At 70.2% G+C, this 16,036-nt stretch carries 17 protein-coding genes and 1 tRNA gene; 11 read left to right on the top strand and 7 right to left on the bottom strand.

The annotated features are described in order from the left end of the window. Positions 1–121 precede the first annotated feature (121 nt). The 3 genes from F8A92_RS16510 to F8A92_RS16500 are packed head-to-tail and all read right to left on the bottom strand — an operon-like array spanning position 122 to position 2,189. On the bottom strand, positions 122–481 hold the full coding sequence (locus F8A92_RS16510) for an ArsR/SmtB family transcription factor (protein ID WP_228389519.1): 360 nt from the start codon (positions 479–481) through the stop codon (positions 122–124). Positions 482–531: 50 nt separating this feature from the next. After that, complete coding sequence (locus tag F8A92_RS16505; protein ID WP_228389518.1) at positions 532–1,350, bottom strand: metal ABC transporter permease; 819 nt, start codon at positions 1,348–1,350, stop codon at positions 532–534. Beyond that, on the bottom strand, positions 1,347–2,189 hold the full coding sequence (locus tag F8A92_RS16500) for a metal ABC transporter ATP-binding protein (protein WP_228389517.1): 843 nt from the start codon (positions 2,187–2,189) through the stop codon (positions 1,347–1,349). The genes F8A92_RS16505 and F8A92_RS16500 overlap by 4 nt, the downstream gene beginning before the upstream one ends. 70 nt (positions 2,190–2,259) lie before the next feature. Here F8A92_RS16500 and F8A92_RS16495 point away from each other — a divergent pair, with 70 nt between their 5' ends. The 10 genes from F8A92_RS16495 (at position 2,260) to F8A92_RS16450 (ending at position 11,907) form a co-directional block, all read left to right on the top strand. After that, a complete protein-coding gene (locus F8A92_RS16495) occupies positions 2,260–2,640 on the top strand; it encodes an antibiotic biosynthesis monooxygenase family protein (protein WP_153506271.1) in 381 nt (126 codons plus the stop codon). Positions 2,641–2,780: 140 nt separating this feature from the next. Then, on the top strand, positions 2,781–3,338 hold the full coding sequence (locus F8A92_RS16490; RefSeq protein ID WP_153506269.1) for a nuclear transport factor 2 family protein: 558 nt from the start codon (positions 2,781–2,783) through the stop codon (positions 3,336–3,338). A gap of 154 nt (positions 3,339–3,492) precedes the next feature. Beyond that, entirely contained in the window at positions 3,493–4,890 is a 1,398-nt protein-coding gene (locus F8A92_RS16485; RefSeq protein WP_153506268.1) for a glycine--tRNA ligase, read from the top strand. Between the two features lie 38 nt (positions 4,891–4,928). Beyond that, the gene (locus tag F8A92_RS16480) at positions 4,929–5,579 is read left to right on the top strand and encodes a hypothetical protein (RefSeq protein WP_153506267.1); all 651 of its coding nucleotides are present in this window, start codon (positions 4,929–4,931) and stop codon (positions 5,577–5,579) included. After that, on the top strand, positions 5,576–6,703 hold the full coding sequence (gene dusB / locus F8A92_RS16475) for a tRNA dihydrouridine synthase DusB (protein ID WP_153506266.1): 1,128 nt from the start codon (positions 5,576–5,578) through the stop codon (positions 6,701–6,703). The genes F8A92_RS16480 and dusB overlap by 4 nt, the downstream gene beginning before the upstream one ends. A gap of 66 nt (positions 6,704–6,769) precedes the next feature. Further along, positions 6,770–7,393 (top strand): YdcF family protein, encoded by a 624-nt coding sequence (locus F8A92_RS16470; RefSeq protein ID WP_153506265.1) that lies wholly within the window; start codon positions 6,770–6,772, stop codon positions 7,391–7,393. Next, a complete protein-coding gene (locus F8A92_RS16465; RefSeq protein WP_153506264.1) occupies positions 7,390–8,646 on the top strand; it encodes a deoxyguanosinetriphosphate triphosphohydrolase in 1,257 nt (418 codons plus the stop codon). Before F8A92_RS16470 ends, F8A92_RS16465 begins: the two co-directional genes overlap by 4 nt. Next, entirely contained in the window at positions 8,639–10,549 is a 1,911-nt protein-coding gene (dnaG, locus tag F8A92_RS16460) for a DNA primase (protein ID WP_228389516.1), read from the top strand. Before F8A92_RS16465 ends, dnaG begins: the two co-directional genes overlap by 8 nt. A 27-nt stretch (positions 10,550–10,576) precedes the next feature. Further along, on the top strand, positions 10,577–11,104 hold the full coding sequence (locus tag F8A92_RS16455) for a hypothetical protein (protein ID WP_153506263.1): 528 nt from the start codon (positions 10,577–10,579) through the stop codon (positions 11,102–11,104). A 122-nt stretch (positions 11,105–11,226) separates the two neighbouring features. Beyond that, positions 11,227–11,907: a hypothetical protein gene (locus tag F8A92_RS16450; protein WP_153506262.1), complete on the top strand. Its 681-nt coding sequence runs from the start codon at positions 11,227–11,229 to the stop codon at positions 11,905–11,907. Between the two features lie 14 nt (positions 11,908–11,921). Here F8A92_RS16450 and F8A92_RS16445 read toward each other — a convergent pair whose 3' ends face one another. From F8A92_RS16445 to F8A92_RS16435, 3 genes are all read right to left on the bottom strand, one after another. Next, complete coding sequence (locus F8A92_RS16445) at positions 11,922–13,247, bottom strand: cytochrome P450 (RefSeq protein WP_153506261.1); 1,326 nt, start codon at positions 13,245–13,247, stop codon at positions 11,922–11,924. 10 nt (positions 13,248–13,257) lie between these two features. Further along, a complete protein-coding gene (locus tag F8A92_RS16440; RefSeq protein WP_153506260.1) occupies positions 13,258–14,010 on the bottom strand; it encodes an alpha/beta fold hydrolase in 753 nt (250 codons plus the stop codon). A 183-nt stretch (positions 14,011–14,193) separates the two neighbouring features. Continuing rightward, positions 14,194–14,448 (bottom strand): hypothetical protein, encoded by a 255-nt coding sequence (locus F8A92_RS16435; protein ID WP_153506259.1) that lies wholly within the window; start codon positions 14,446–14,448, stop codon positions 14,194–14,196. A 103-nt stretch (positions 14,449–14,551) separates the two neighbouring features. Between F8A92_RS16435 and F8A92_RS16430 the strand changes: the two genes are divergently transcribed. Further along, a tRNA-Asn gene (locus F8A92_RS16430) sits at positions 14,552–14,624 on the top strand. A 175-nt stretch (positions 14,625–14,799) separates the two neighbouring features. Here F8A92_RS16430 and F8A92_RS16425 read toward each other — a convergent pair. Further along, the coding region (locus tag F8A92_RS16425) for an HNH endonuclease (protein ID WP_153506258.1) at positions 14,800–16,036 on the bottom strand (1,237 nt) is incomplete at its 5' end.

Below are 16,036 nucleotides of genomic sequence, written 5' to 3'. Positions count from 1 at the left end.
AAGCACCGCCCGGCGTCGTCCACATCAACCCACCGCGGCCGCAACCCGAACTGTCTCAAGCTGCTTGACACATTCCGCAGTCGCCCAGAGTCGTCACAACACAACGGGGGACGAGCGGCGGTCAGTGCCGGTGCAGGTGCTCCTGGGCATGCGTGACGGCGTCGGCGACGATGTGCGCGATGTGCTCGTCGGCGAGCCGATAGCGCACCTCACGTCCGTGCCGGTCGCCGACGACCACCCCGGCGGCACGCAGGATCCGCAGGTGCTGCGAGACGAGCGGCTGGGCGACGTCCAGCGACTCGACCAGCTCGTGCACGCACATCGGGCCGTGCTCGTCCAGCAAAGACACCAGGTGTGCGCGCAGCGGCGCGGCGAGCGCCTTGAGCAGTTCACCGGCGGCGACGAACGACGGCGCCGTGCCCCGGGAGGACTCCCGCACCGCCGGGTAGCTGTGCACGTGGTGCACCGCGGGATCGGGCACGGCGGCTCCCTCGGCTGGGCGAACGGGCAGGTGGCTGGTGTGACGAAGCGTCACGCCCGGCCCACCCTACCGACCAGCGTGGTCACGAAGAACAGCGCGATCGCGAGGACGACGATCAGGGCGCCGGGTCCGACGTCCAGCGGGTAGGACAGCACCACGCCGGCGACGGCGACGACCACGCCGAACAGTATCGAGCCCACCTGCGTGGCGGCGAAGGACCGCGCCATCTGGGACGCCGCCGCGACCGGCAGCACCATCAGGGCGCTGACCAGCAGCAGCCCCACGACCCGCATCGCCACCGACACGGTCATCGCGGCGGTCACCGCGATGAGCACGTTGACCCAGCTGACCGGGACGCCGCCGACCCGCGCGAACTCGTCGTCGTGGCTCACCGCGAGCAGCACCCGCCGCAGCCCGAGCGTCACCAGCAGCACGAGGACCGCGAGGACGCCGATGAGCACCAGGTCCGAGCTGCCGACGGTGAGGATCGAGCCGAACAGGAAGCCTTGCACGCTGGTCCCGCCGCCACCCTGGATGGAGATCATCAGGGCGCCCGCGGCGATGCCCCCGTAGAACAGGATCGCCAGCGCGAGGTCGCCGCTGGTCTTCGTACGGGAGCGGACGAGCTCGGTGAGGATGGCGCCGAGGACCGAGACGATCACCGCCATGAGCACCGGAGACGTGCCGGTGAGCACGCCCAGCCCGACGCCCGCGAACGCGATGTGCCCGATGCCGTCGCCGAGCAGCGAGAGCCGCCGCTGCACGATGTAGATGCCCACTGCCGGGGCGCAGATGCCCACCAGAAGTGCGGCGATCAGGGCGCGCTGCATGAACGGCAGGCTCAGCACGCTCATGGCGGTGACGGTCATTGGTGCGCCTCTCGGGCCGGCAGGGCCTGCGGCATCCAGGGCGTGTGCTCCTGGTGCGGATCGTCGTGCGGGTGCGTGTGGTCGTGCGCCGCCCGCACCCAGTCCGGCTGGTCGTTGGTCTCGCAGTGCAGCTGCGCGTCCTCCGGACGGGCGTCGAAGTCGATGACCCCGTCGGCCAGCGAGATGACCCGCGTCAGCAGCGGGCCGATCGCGCCGAACTCGTGCAGCACCAGGATGATCGTGTGGCCGTGCCCGGAGATCCGGGCCAGCGTCTGCGCGAACGACGCCTGCTGGTCGAGGTCGACGCCTGCGAGCGGCTCGTCGAGGATGAGCAGCTGCGGTCGCCGGATGAGCGCCCGCGCGATGAGCACCCGCTGCTGCTGGCCACCGGACAGCGCCGCGACCGGCCGGTGCCGCAGGTCCTGCAGGCCGGTCGCCTCCAGGGCCTCGTCGAGCGCCGTGCGCCAGTCCTTCGACGTCCGCCGCAGCAGACCGGAGTGCAGACCGGAGCGGACCACCTCGGTGACCGTCGCCGGCACGCCGCCGGCCGCGCCGACCCGCTGCGGGACGTAGCCGATCTGCTCGCGCTCGCGGCGTCCGATCCGGCGGTTGCCGAAGATCCGCACCTCGCCGGAGCTCACCGGCACCAGCCCGATCAGGGCCTTCACGAGAGTGGACTTGCCCGAGCCGTTGGCCCCGATCACCGCGAGGACCTCGCCGCGGCGGACCGTCAGGTCGACGCCGCGTACGACGGGCCGGGTGCCGTAGGAGACGTACAGGTCGCGCGACTCGACGACCGGCACGTCGGCGCGGTCGTTGGGCGGAGAGGACTGGGGCACCGGTATACGTTGCGCCCGCCATACATCTATTGTCAAAGCCGCATGTGTGCATGAGACAGGGAGGCCCGACGTGCAGGCCATCGTGCGATTCGCCGAGCCGGCCGATCGCGAGGACTTCGAACGTCGCGGGGCCGCGGCCCTCGGCGCCTTCGCGGCCTGCCCGGGGTTCCTCGGCGGCGAGCTCGCGCACAGCACCGACGAGCCGATCACCTGGGTGCTGTGCACCCGGTGGCGCAACGTCGGCAGCTACCGCAGGGCGTTGTCGGCGTACGACGTGAAGCTGCACGCGACGCCGTTCCTGTACGCCGCCCTCGACGAGCCCAGCGGGTTCGAACCGGTCCTCGAGGCCGGCCCGGACGGCGTACGGCGCAGCGCCAGCGATCTCGCCGACGACGCGTCCACGACCGGCATCGGCGACTTCGGGACGCGTCCGCGTCGCGACCCGCGCTGAGGCCGCACGGGCCGGTAACCGACGTCACGCCCTCGGCGGCGAACCGGTTGCGGGCGCGCGGCGTCTCGGTAGAGTCGGCACCCCGCTCGTCCGCCGGGTCCGGCAGCACGTTGAGTGGATGATCCGATCGGGAGACTTCGATGAACCAGCCATACGAGCCCAACCAGCCATACGACCCGAATCGGCCGTACGACCCGAACCAGCAGGGGGTCCGGCAGCCCGGCTACGACGCCCCGCAGCAGTGGGGTCCGCAGCCGGCGTACGGCCGGCCACCGCAGGGCGCCCAGCCGTGGGGACCGCCGCCGCAGAAGGCCGGCAACGGCAGGCTGTGGGCGCTGATCGGCGGTGCCGCGGCGCTGCTGGTCGTCGTCGGCGTCGTCCTCTGGCTCGTGCTCAGCGGCGGCGGCCGCAGCGCCGAGGACACCGTGACCGCGTTCATGGAGGCCGCGAAGCACGGCGACGCGACGGCCGCGAAGGCGGTGTCCTGTCCCGCGGTCGATGCGAAGATCGGTGACGACGACAAGGGCAGTGGCCTGCCGTCCGACGTGACGTACACGGTGCACGACGTCGAGGAGCACGGTGACTCGGCCACGGCGATCGTCACCGCCACCGCCGAGGGCGAGAAGGTCGACCTCAGCTTCAAGCTGAAGAAGAACGGCGACGGTGACTTCGAGGTGTGCGACTACTCGCTCAGCTAGGTCGCGGGGCGGGCGCAGTCTGCCCGGTCCCGGGCCGCGGCGGCCGCCGAGCCGCGATGCGATGAGCCGGTAGCATAGAGGGGTTGATCGCGCTCGATGCGCGATCAGCCCCTCTTTCCTTCTCGCACCGCCCGACCCAGATGGAGCAGTCCTCGTGGCCAAGCCCGCCCCCTCGAAGATCGACCAGGTCGTCAGTCTCTGCAAGCGCCGGGGCTTCGTCTTCCCGTGCGGGGAGATCTACGGCGGCACCCGGTCGGCGTGGGACTACGGACCGCTGGGCGTCGAGCTGAAGGAGAACATCCGTCGGCAGTGGTGGAAGTCGATGGTGCACGGGCGCGACGACGTCGTCGGGCTGGACTCGTCGATCATCCTGCCGCGCGAGACGTGGGTCGCCTCCGGCCACGTGGGCACCTTCACCGATCCGCTGGTCGAGTGCCTGCAGTGCCACAAGCGGCATCGCCAGGACCACCTGCAGGAGGCGCTCGCCGAGAAGAAGGGCCTCGACGACCCGGACGCCATTCCGATGAGCGAGATAGTCTGCCCCGACTGCGGGACCCGCGGCCGCTGGACCGAGCCGCGTGACTTCCAGATGATGCTCAAGACCTACCTCGGGGTCATCGAAGACGAGTCCGGCCTGCACTACCTCCGGCCGGAGACCGCGCAGGGCATCTTCATCAACTTCGGCAACGTCATGCAGGCCTCGCGCAAGAAGCCGCCGTTCGGCATCGCGCAGACCGGCAAGTCCTTCCGCAACGAGATCACCCCCGGCAACTTCATCTTCCGCACCCGCGAGTTCGAGCAGATGGAGATGGAGTTCTTCGTCAAGCCCGGGGACGACGAGCAGTGGCACCAGTACTGGATCGACGAGCGCACCCGCTGGTACACCGACCTCGGCATCGACCCGGCCAACCTGCGGCACTTCGAGCATCCCGCCGAGAAGCTCTCGCACTACGCCAAGCGCACCGTCGACATCGAGTACCGCTTCGGCTTCACCGGCAGCGAGTGGGGCGAGCTGGAGGGCATCGCCAACCGCACCGACTTCGACCTGTCGAGCCACAGCAAGCACTCCGGGACGGCGTTGGAGTTTCACGACCCCAACTCGGGCGAGCGCTACACGCCGTACGTCATCGAGCCCGCCGCGGGCCTGTCCCGCTCGCTGATGACCTTCCTCGTCGATGCGTACGCCGAGGACGAGGCGCCCAACACCAAGGGTGGCGTCGACGTGCGCACCGTGCTGCGCCTCGACCCGCGGCTGGCGCCGGTCAAGGCCGCCGTCCTGCCGCTGTCGCGCAACGCCGACCTGAGCCCGAAGGCCAAGGACGTCGCCGCCGCGCTGCGCAAGAACTGGAACATCGAGTTCGACGACGCCGGCGCGATCGGTCGCCGATACCGCCGGCAGGACGAGATCGGGACGCCGTTCTGCATCACCGTCGACTTCGACTCCCTCGACGACCACGCCGTCACCGTCCGCGAGCGCGACAGCATGACGCAGGAGCGGGTCGGCATCGACGCCCTCACCGGCTACCTGGCGCCGAAGCTCGCCGGGTCCTGATCCCACAGCACGCCTAGAGGACGAAAGGAGCGCGATCGATGACCTACGGACCTCCCCCTGGACACCGGCCGCCTCCGGGTCCTCCGCCGCAGGGGCCCCCACCGGGCTACCGGCCTGCGCAGGGACCGCCGCCCGGGTACCGCCCGGCACAGGGACAGCCGGGCTACCCGCCGCCTCCCCAGGCGCCGGTCACCGGACGACCACCGCAGCCGGGGCCGCAGCAGCCCACGGCGCGGCCCAGCGAGCCCAGCGGCGTCTTCGCGCACGACGAGCTCATCGCGCCGCGCTCGGGCAAGGTCGGCGAGACCCTCGAGGGCGCCGGAAGCTTCGGCCTGCAGGCCGGCTGGCGGGTGCTGTCCATCGAGTATCCGGCGGACGACGTGTTCACCGACGCCGGGCTGAGCATCCCCGACGGCTACGCGTCGGCGATCGTCGGTGCGCTGTTCACCAACAAGGGCACCGAGCCGATCGAGTGCGTCCCGTCGCGCGGGCTGTGCCTGATCGACAGCCAGGACGACGTCCACCTCGCCGCCCCCGCGACCGTCGGCTCGCACCCGGGGTTCCGCGACGGCCAGGTGCTGCCGGAGGAGACGATCGCCGGCCACTCCTTCTACCTGATCCCGAAGGACCGCGGCGTGCGCGGCGTGCAGTGGCGCGACGGAAGCGACAAGCTGACGTGGTTGCGATGAGCGGGCTGCGCTTCGGAGCGATCCCGGTCGACCCGCCCGTGGTGCTCGCGCCGATGGCCGGCATCACGACGAGCGCGTACCGCCGGGTGTGCCGGCAGTACGGCGCGGGGCTCTACGTGTCCGAGATGATCACCTCGCGCGCGCTCGTCGAGCGCACGCCGCTGACGATGGACATGCTGCGCTTCCACCCGAGCGAGACGCCGCGGTCGGTCCAGCTGTACGCGGTCGACCCGCAGATCGTCGGCGAGGCGGTGCGCATCCTCGTCAGCGAGGACCGCGCCGACCACATCGACCTCAACATGGGCTGCCCGGTACCGAAGGTGACCCGCAAGGGCGGGGGAGCGGCGCTGCCGTGGCGACGCAACCTGTTCCGCGCGATCGTCGGCTCGGCCGTGCAGGCCGCCGACGGCCGGGTGCCCGTGACGGTCAAGATGCGGATGGGCATCGACCATGAGCACCTCACCTTCCTCGAGGCCGGCCGGACGGCGCAGGAGGAGGGGGTCGACGCGGTCGCCCTCCACGGGCGCACCGCGGCACAGATGTACGGCGGCGAGGCGGACTGGAACGCCATCGCGATGCTCGTCGAGGAGCTCGACGTGCCGGTGCTGGGCAACGGCGACATCTGGGAGGCGGACGACGCGCTGGAGATGGTGCGACGGACCGGCTGTGCCGGGGTCGTCGTCGGCCGCGGGTGCCTCGGTCGCCCGTGGCTGTTCGCCGATCTCGCGCACGCCTTCCGGGGCAGCTCGGAGCGGGTTCGCCCGTCGCTGTCGCGGGTGGCCGGCACGATGCGCCAGCACGCCGCCTTCATGGCCGAGGACCTCGGCGAGCAGCGCGCCTGCCGGGACTTCCGCAAGCACATCGCCTGGTACCTCAAGGGGTTCCCGGTCGGCTCCGAGGTGCGCCAGAGCCTCGGGCTGATCGATTCGCTGGCCCGGCTCGACGAGCTTCTCGACGGCCTGCTGCAGGCGCAGGGCGACCAGCCGTACCCGGAGAGCATCCTCGGCCTGGCCCGCGGCCGATCGACCGGGACCCGCAAGGTGACGTTGCCGGAGGGGTGGCTCGACGACCGCGACAGCTGCGCGGTGCCGTTCGGCGCCGAGGTCGACGTCTCCGGTGGATAACCACCGCGGCCGCGCGAGGCCCATAGAATTGCCGTCGTCCGGCATTCCCTCGAGCAAGGCAGCAGCGTGATCGGCAAGGTGTTCGTGCGGCTCCTCGCGGGCCTGCTCATCGGCAGCGTGCTCGGCGTGCTCGCGGTGGCCTACTCGGTCTGGAGCGTCGCGCGCGACACCGACAACCGGCACGCCGACACGATCGTGGTGCTCGGTGCGGCCCAGTACAACGGCGTCCCCTCGAAGATCTTCCAGTGGCGCCTCCAGCACGCGTTGGACCTGTGGCGCGAGGGGTATGCCGACACCATCGTGACCGTCGGCGGCAACCGGGCCGGGGACGAGTTCACCGAGGCCAGCGCCGGCAAGAGGTGGCTGGTCGAGAAGGGTGGCGTGCCGTCGGACCGGGTGGTCGCCGTCGAGAAGGGCAGCAACACGCTCACCAGCGCCAAGGCCCTCGGGCCCGTGTTCGCCGAGCACTCCTGGCGCGACGCGCTGGTCGTCACGGACCCTCCGCACACCCTGCGGGCGAAGGCGATGCTCGCTGCCCAGGGCATCACCGTCTACGGCTCACCGACCCGGGCCGGACCCGCGGTCCAGAGCCGGATGACGCAGTTCGAGTACATCGTCCGCGAGACCGGCGCCCTGCTGTACTACGGCTTCATCGGCGGGTCGCCGGAGTCGGGTCTGTCGATCGCATGATCTACAGCTCGCAGGACACCGCACGATTCGTGCAGGAACCCGGCAAGTCGAGCTACTTCGCCGGTGGCGACGACGCGACCCGCACGGAGTTCGCGCGGGACCGCGCGCGGATCCTGCACTCGGCGGCGCTTCGCCGGCTCGCCGGCAAGACCCAGGTCGTCGTTCCGGGCGAGGATGACTTCCCGCGGACCCGCCTGACGCATTCGCTCGAGGTCGCGCAGATCGCGCGCGAGATGGGCGCCGCGCTCGGGCTCGATCCCGACGTCACCGACGCCGCCGGGCTCGCGCACGACCTCGGCCATCCGCCGTTCGGGCACAACGGCGAGGACGCGCTGGACGAGGCCGCCCAGGAGTGCGGCGGCTTCGAGGGCAACGCGCAGACATTGCGGGTGGTGGCTCGGCTGGAGTCGAAGGTGCTCGCCGGCGACGTGAACGCCGGGCTGAACCTCACCCGCGCCGTGCTGGACTCGACGTGCAAGTACCCGTGGGCACGCCGGGAGGGGCAGCGCAAGTTCGGCGTGTACGCCGACGACCTGCCGATCTTCCAGTGGATGCGCGCGGGAGTCGACCACGACCGCCCGTGCATGGAGGCGCAGGTCATGGACTGGGCCGACGACATCGCCTACTCGGTGCACGACGTCGAGGACGGCGCGATCACCGGGCTCATCGACCTGTCGCGGCTGCGGGACCCCGACGAGGCGGACGCGGTATGCGCGATCGCCGCCGGCAGCTTCGTCGACCTCGACGTGGCCGCGCTCGGAGAGGTGCTGCGCGGGCTCATCGCACTGCCGGTGCTGAGTGACGTCGCGGCGTACGGCGCGTCGGCCGGCGCCTCGCGGCGAGGTCGGGTGGCCCTCAAGCGGGCGACCAGCGAGCTGCTCGGCCGGTTCAGCGCGGCAGCCATCCAGGCGACCCGCCGCGAGTACGGTGGGGTGCCGCTGGCGCGCTACCGGGCCTCCCTGGTGGTGCCCGAGGTGATCGCGGCCGAGTGCGCGCTGCTGAAGGCCACCGCCGTACGCTACGTCATGGAGCGAGAGGGCGCGGCCGAGCTGCAGCGACGGCAACGCGACGTCCTGCGCGAGCTGGTAGGCGCGTTGCGCGAGCGTCCGGAGGAGCTGGTGGATCAGTACGCCGACGCCTACGCCCAGGCGACCGACGACGCCGGCCGGCTGCGCGCGATCATCGACCAGGTCGCCGAGCTCACCGACAAGAGCGCGGTGCTGTGGCGGAACCGACTGTGCGGGGGTGAGTGACGTGGCCGGGCTGATCAAGAACGAGGACATCCAGGAGGTCCGGCAGCGGGCCAACATCGCCGACGTGATCGGCGAGTACGTCACGCTGCGCAACTCCGGCGGTGGCAACCTGAAGGGCCTGTGCCCGTTCCATGACGAGAAGACGCCGTCGTTCAGTGTGTCCCCAGGGCGTGGCTTCTTCTACTGCTTCGGCTGCGGCGAGTCCGGCGACGTGATCTCGTTCGTGCAGAAGATCGACCACGTGTCCTTCACGGAGGCCGTCGAGCAGCTCGCCGACCGGGTCGGGATCCAGCTCCGATTCGAGCAGGGCAGCGGCCCTGCGGGTGGGCAGCGGCAGCCCGGCCAGCGGCAGCGGCTCGTCGCCGCGAACCGTGCCGCCGTGGAGTTCTACCAGGCGCAGCTCGCTGCACCCGGCGCGGCGGCCACGGCCCGCGCATTCCTTGCGGAGCGGGGCTTCGGGCAGCAGGCGGCGGTGGAGTTCTCCTGCGGCTTCGCGCCGGACGGGTGGGACCTGCTCGTGAAGCACCTGCGGCAGAAGGGGTTCACCGAGAAGGAGCTGCTGACTGCGGACCTCGCTCGACGGTCGTCCCGCGGCACGTTGATCGACCGGTTCCGCAAGCGGCTGATCTGGCCGATCTTCGATCGGCACGGCGATCCGATCGGCTTCGGGGCCCGACGGCTTTTCGACGACGATTCCAGCGAGGCGAAGTACCTCAACACTTCGGAAACGCCGCTGTACAAGAAGAGCACGGTCCTGTTCGGGATCGACAAGGCGCGTAAGGAGATTGCGAGGAGCCGGCAGGTTGTCGTCGTCGAGGGCTACACCGACGTCATGGCGTGCCACCTCGCAGGAGTGCCTACCGCGGTTGCTTCATGCGGTACGGCGTTCGGATCTGAGCATATAGCGGTGATCCGGCAGCTGCTGATGGACAGCGATGTCTTCCGCGGTGAGGTCATCTTCGTGTTCGACGGTGATGAGGCGGGCCAGAAGGCTGCTCTCAAAGCGTTCTCGGACGACCAGAAGTTCACGGCGCAGACCTTCGTGGCGGTCGAGCCGGACGGGCGCGACCCGTGCGAGCTGCGGCAGGACGCGGGAGACGCGGCGGTGCGTGACCTCGTCGCGCGTCGTCAGCCGCTCGTCGAGTTCGCCATCACCTCGCGGATCGCGCTGCACGATCTGGACACCGTCGAAGGACGGGTGGCGGCGCTCGACGAGACGATCCCTTTGGTCGCGCAGATCAAGGACGTGGCGCTGCGCACGGAGTACGCGCGGCGGCTGGCCGGTCTGGTCGGCGTCGACGACCCCAACCGGATCGTGGCGCGGGTCCGCGCCTGGCGGCCAGAGCACGACTCGCGCAGACGAGTGCGCCAGGAGCATCGTCCCGAGGAGCCGCACCGGCTGGCACGTCCGCGCCCGGACGACCCCGCGGTGTGGGCCGAGCGGGAGTCGCTGAAGCTCGCGCTGCAGGCGCCGGCGGTGGTCGGTCCGGCGTTCGACACGGCGACCGAGGACCTGTACCGCACACCGGCGTACGTGATGCTGCGGCGGCAGATCGAGGCCGCCGGCGGGGTCTCCGCGGCGCCGAACGGGCAGGAGTGGATCAACCAGATCGCCGACACGATCCGAGGCGATGACGCCGCGGTGCTCACCCGGCTGCTGCACGAGCTCGCCGTCGAGCCGCTGTCGGTGCCGGGGGACGGGCCGGATCACCGGTACGTCACGTCGATCCTGGCGGCGCTGCGGCTGCCGCGGGTGCACGATCAGATCCGACAGATCAAGTCGCGGTTGCAGCGGATCAACCCGCTGGAAGACGACGCGACGTACCGGCGTACCTTCGGCGAGCTCGCGACGATGGAGCAGCTCGCCCGCGGGCTTCGCGAGCAGGCTGCCGGCGGCCCCTGACACGATGACCAGAAGGGACGATGCGTGATGGGTGTGCTGAGGCGGATCTTCCGGGGGCGGCCGCCGGTTCCGGAGTCGGCGAAGCAGTTCCTGGAGCGTGACGAGCGGGCGCTGGCGTGGGCGCAGGCCGTGACCGGGCAGATCCTGGTGGCCAGCCCGCGCGGGCTGCACGTGGTGGGTGAGCGGGCGCACCGGTTGATCGGCTGGCACGAGATCAGCAAGGCCACGTGGGGTGAGCGCAAGCTGACGGTGATCGAGGCGAAGCAGTTCGACGGCGCGGAGATCGGCGACGAGCGACCCTGGCGCCTGGAGTTCGACGAGCCGGGCGGCATCCCGGTCGTGCTGCGCCAGCGCGTGGAGTCCAGCGTCGTGGTCACTGTGCATCGCAAGATCGGCGGAGGGGTGCGGCTGATCGGGCGCAAGGTACCCGGCCGGGACGGGCTGCTGTGGCAGTACCGCTTCGACCGCCCCGGTCCGGTGGACCCGGCCGTGCGAGCCGCTGTCGAGGCCGCGCTGGCCGACGTCCGCGACGAGCACACCCCGCGCGACCTGTAGTCGCGAACTTCCGGTATGGAAAATCGTCGGACTCACAGGTTAGCCTGGGGATGTCTTTCAATGGTCGTCTCGAGCACACGGGTAGGCCTGGCTTTCTCCGCACCTTGCCGACGACAGCACCCATGACGCCGCGGCAAATCATCAGCATGGAGCACGGGATGCACAGTTCATCCACACCTGGTGAGCCGTCGAAGCTCACCGGTGACGATTACGTAATCGGTCCGCCGACGGCCCCCGCAGTCGCCCCTTTGCCGGCTGGCCAACGGGAGCTCCCGCCGCAACGCCGCTCACGCCGCCCAGTCCTGTGGATTGCTTCGACGATCGCGCTGGCGCTCGCCGCAGCGGCTCTGTGCGCCCTGTGGGTCATCACCAAGGGCGACCTGACCGACTCGCGGCGAACCGCCGCCGCGCTCTCGGGCAGCCTTCACGCTGCGAGTGCGACGATCGAGACCCAACAGGGCGTGATCGACGGGTACGAATCGGCCAAGGCGTCGGCAGACGCAGCCGCCGCTGAGGTGCCCAACCTGCTTGCACTTGCCCAGAAGCACATGCCGAGTATCGCAGCCACCGGAGGCAGCGATTTCGTGTCGTTCACGGTGTCACAGGGAGTGTCGGGTGCGCAGGTCGGCGAGCTTGTCGCGTACATGTCGAAGCTGGGGTTCAACGCTGGCGGGGTGGTGACGCAGATGGGCCAGACTCGAGCTATCGACGGGACCCAGACCGCCGAGGGAAAGAATTGCAAGGCGTCATGGACCTACCATCCCGACAACGGTCTGCAGGTCGTCATCCAGACGACCGCCTGAGCCCGGGGATAGCATCAAGAACTCGTCCAGCGAATCGGCAGGGACTTGACGCCACGTTGGAACGACGAGCGCAGCCAGGTGGGGGAGCCGGCCGGCTCGAGCCACGACGTACGCTCCAGCAGCTGCCGGAACAGCGTGCGCATCTGGACCCGCGCGAGGTGCGCGCCCAGGCAGAAGTGCGGGCCGTAGCCGAATACCAGGTGCTCGCGGGCGTCGCGCGTGATGTCGAACGTGGCGGGGTGCGTGAACACGCGCGGATCCCGGTTCGCCGAGAGGAAGCTGACGACGACCTTGTCGCCGGCGGCGATCGGCTGACCGCCGACGACGGCCGGCTCGGCGGCCGTCCGCCGGAACACCATGACCGGCGTCCACCAGCGCAGCATCTCCTCGACCGCCCGGTCGAGCAGGCTCGGGTCGGACCGCAGCAGGCGCTGTTGCTGCGGATGCGACAGCAGTGCGTACATGCCGCCCGGTAGGCCGTTGCGCAGCGTCTCGTTGCCGGCGACCGCGAACAGCCAGAACATGTTCTCGAACTCCTCGACGCTTATGGTGTCGTCGGAGCCGTGCGCCATGAGGATCGACATGACGTCCGAGCCGGGGTCCTCACGCTTCTGCCGGCCGAGCAGATGGGCGTAGTGGTACAGATCGGGCATGCCCTCGCGGGTCCGGGGATCGGGCATTCGTCCCTCGGCGTCCGGTGCGGGGCGAAGTGCCATCGCGGCGCGCGCCATGCCGGTTCCCGTTGTCGGCTGGAAGGTGGCGCTCGTCGCGTAGTCGGGGTCCTGGAACCCGATCACCCGGTTGGCCCAGTCGAACAGCAGCAGCCGGTCCTCGGGCGGTACGCCCAGGACGTCGGCCAGCGTGAGCAGCGGCAGGTCGGCGCTGATTTCCTTTGCGAAGTCGACGGTTCCGCCGTCCCCGGTGAGGGTGCGGTCGAGGATGGACTCGACGTGCCCCTCGATCTGCCGCTCCAGGCGGGCGACCGCGCGGGCGGTGAAGGACTTCTGCAGCGGCCGCCGCAGCCGCGTGTGCTCCGGGGGATCCATGTTGAGCATCATCCGGCGCACGTAGGCCAGTGCTTCCGGTGTCGCCGGGTCGCGCACCTGAGTCGCGCCGAGGTGCGAGGAGAAGGTGGCGGGAGCCTTCAGCACCCCTTCGACGTCGGCGTGGCGAAGAATCAGCCAGTAGCCCGGACCTCCGGCGAATCCGGGCGCGGGAGGCTCGGCGACCCACACGACCCCGTCGCTCTCCCTGAGCCGGTCCAGCACGTCGAGCGGGGGCCCGACGTCGTACGTCGTCGGGTCGTGGATGAGTTCGGTGCCGGGTGCGGCCGTGCGCATCGGTGTCGCCTCAGTGCTGCTCGAGGAAGCTCTCGATCTGGTTGACGAGCGCGACGGGGGTCTCGTACATCGCGTAGTGGCCCGCGGCCGGAAGCTCGACGAGGTCGACGTTCGGGTAGATCTGCATCCAGGAGGCGCGCATGACGTCCGCGGACAGCGCCGGATCGTGCTCGCCCGCGATCACCCGGATGGGAGTCGTGATGTTGGCGGCGTCGGCGAGGTAGTCGTCGTTCACCCACGACGTGACGGCGCCGGTGAACGCCTCGACGGTGGAGGAGCGCTCCGAGTGCGCGACCATGGAGTCGAGCCAGTGCTTGCCGTGCCGGTTACCGGTGGTGAAGTCGATGATCGTGCAGCGGTTCTCGGTGCTCGTAGGCGCGCCGAAGAACAGCGCGTGCGAGTCCTCGTCGAGGGGCACCGGCGCGGGTGCCACGGGCGAGATACCGACCAGGGCGCGGACCCGGTCGGGGGCCAGGGCGACGAGCGCGGCAGCTGCCTTTCCGCCCATCGAATGACCGACGATCGAGAACCTTTCGATGCCCGCCTCGTCGGCCGCAGCGAGGGCATCGGCGGCGTACTCCTTCATCGAGTACTCACCGATCTCGCTACGGCGCGCGCCGTACCCGCGCAGCTCGGGGAAGTGGTAGGTGTACGCCTCCCCGTTGACGACATCGGGAAGGAAACCCCACCCCTCGGCCGATCCGAACCATCCATGCAGGCAGAGGACGGCGTGATCGCCGGTGCCGACTGATTTAAGGGCCACGTTCGCTCCTCGATCGCTGGGTGTGATCTAGAACCTACTAGCACCGATGCGTCTGCAGAAGTCCCGCAGGACCTGCGCTTGAAGAGGGCTTGTGGCCCTAACGAGACAGTGCCGGGAAGCAGCGCGGTCGCTGCTTCCCGGCACCGGAGGAGCCGACTACCGGCTCGAGTCCTACGTCGGCGACTACACGCCGGCCGCGGGGTTCTCCTTGATCTCCTCGTTCCTGGTGGTGGGGTAATCAGTGCTGGAGACCTTCGACTTCACCGTGTCGACCACGCTCTCGGCCTGGGCCTCGAGCATGCCCGCCATGCCCTGCACCTTCGGGTTGTCCTTGACCTGGCGCGACAGACGCTTGATCTGCTCGTAGCGCTGGCGGCCGGCCTTGGCGCCGAGGACATATCCGGCGCCGACGGCGGCGAGGAAAAATAGCTTGCGCATAAGTATTCGGTCCTTCTCTCGTGACTCTGGTCATTCGGGCAGGGGGTGTTGTTCTCCACCCTAGCCGCATGCGGTATCGTTTGTCGGTCGCACGGAGACACGGTCCCCTATAGCTCAATTGGCAGAGCATTCGACTGTTAATCGAAGGGTTCTTGGTTCGAGTCCAAGTAGGGGAGCAGGAAAAGCCCAGGTAGCAGCCGGTATCGGCGCACCTGGGCTTTGTCGTTCCAGCGGGCGCTCTCTCTCCGCGCCGCTCGCCGAGCTGGTGAAGCGATCGCCCGTTCCCTGTTCGCGGCGTGCTTCGGTACCGAAAGCGGGTGGTTTCGGTACCGGAGTACGCCGCGAGTGGGCTTAGCCGGCTCGGGGTCCGAGGTGCTCGGCGAGGCGTCTGCGGAGGTGTTGCTCGAGGCTGGTGACCTGTCGCCGTGGTGGTGGCTCGGCGACCGGGGGTGGTGGGGTGCTGACGTACGCGTGGCCGGTGGGGGTGGTGGTGACGGTGACGTGCCGGCCTTCGATGATGCGGGGCTGGGTGCGCCAGCCGGGTTGTTCCTTGACCTGGTTGCACCGTTGGCACAGGCCTTGCCCGTTGGCGATGGTGGTGGGTCCGCCGTGGGCGTGGGGCTGGATGTGGTCGAGGTGGCGGATGGGTGCGCCGCAGCCGCGGCAGTCCCGATCCCGGGCGACGATGGCGCGGCGGGTGGCGCCGGTGAACCGCCGCCGGGTGGCGTCCGCGTTGGTGATCTCGCCGCTGATCGGGTCGGTGAACAACCGTCGGATCCACCGCGCCGCCTCCTCGGCACCGCTGGCGAGGGCGATGTCGCGGGCGATCACCGCCGGAATGGGATGCTCCCCGATCCAGCCACACTCCCCACCGGCCGTCTGCGAGGGTGCGTCCTGGCCGGAATGCTCGCCCCAGAAGCCAGTCAGGTCCCCATCCAGGCCGTCGTCCTCGCCGTCGGCCGCGCGGCCGTGAGCGCTGGGGCCGCCGCCGTCGCGGGCGTGGGCGGCGCTGGCGAGGAGGGTGGTGGCGGGCATGACGAGCTGGACCTCGACCGGGATCAGCTCGGATGAGGCGTACCCGGTCAATCGGTGCAGGAGCGCGTCGGCCATGATCGCGCCGCGGGACTGCTCATCACCGGTGGCCTTGAGAGTGTCGGCGTGCTGGCTCAGGGCGGCGTAGGCGGCGACGCCGTCCTTGACCGGCAGCAGTGCGCTGAGATACACCATCGCATCCGGCGCGGGCCGGAGCGTGACGCAGCGATCCGCCTCGGCCATCCGGATGCGCCGCACCACCGACTCCGCGTCCACCTTCGCGGCCTCCGCGCGGGCGGTCGCCGCCGCGCGTTTCGGGCTCATCCCACCCAGCCGCCCGGCGAGCCGGTCATCCACCACCGCCCGGTCCTCGGGCATCAGGCACACGGTCTCTCGGGCCACGTTCCACGCGGCCTGCTCGCCGATCGCGGCACCGGTCAGCAGCGCGAGCGTGCGCGGCAATTCGCGCACGAGGCCCTTGGCGAGGGCGAGGTCGTTCGCGGCCCGCCACGGCGACACGCCGCGGGCGAGGGCGACCTGCTCGGCGATGCCCTTG

It is taken from the genome of Cumulibacter manganitolerans (assembly GCF_009602465.1).
Taxonomy (GTDB): domain Bacteria; phylum Actinomycetota; class Actinomycetes; order Mycobacteriales; family Antricoccaceae; genus Cumulibacter; species Cumulibacter manganitolerans.
Note: the sequence above shows the minus strand (reverse complement) of the source record. Positions and strands in the feature narration are given on the sequence as shown.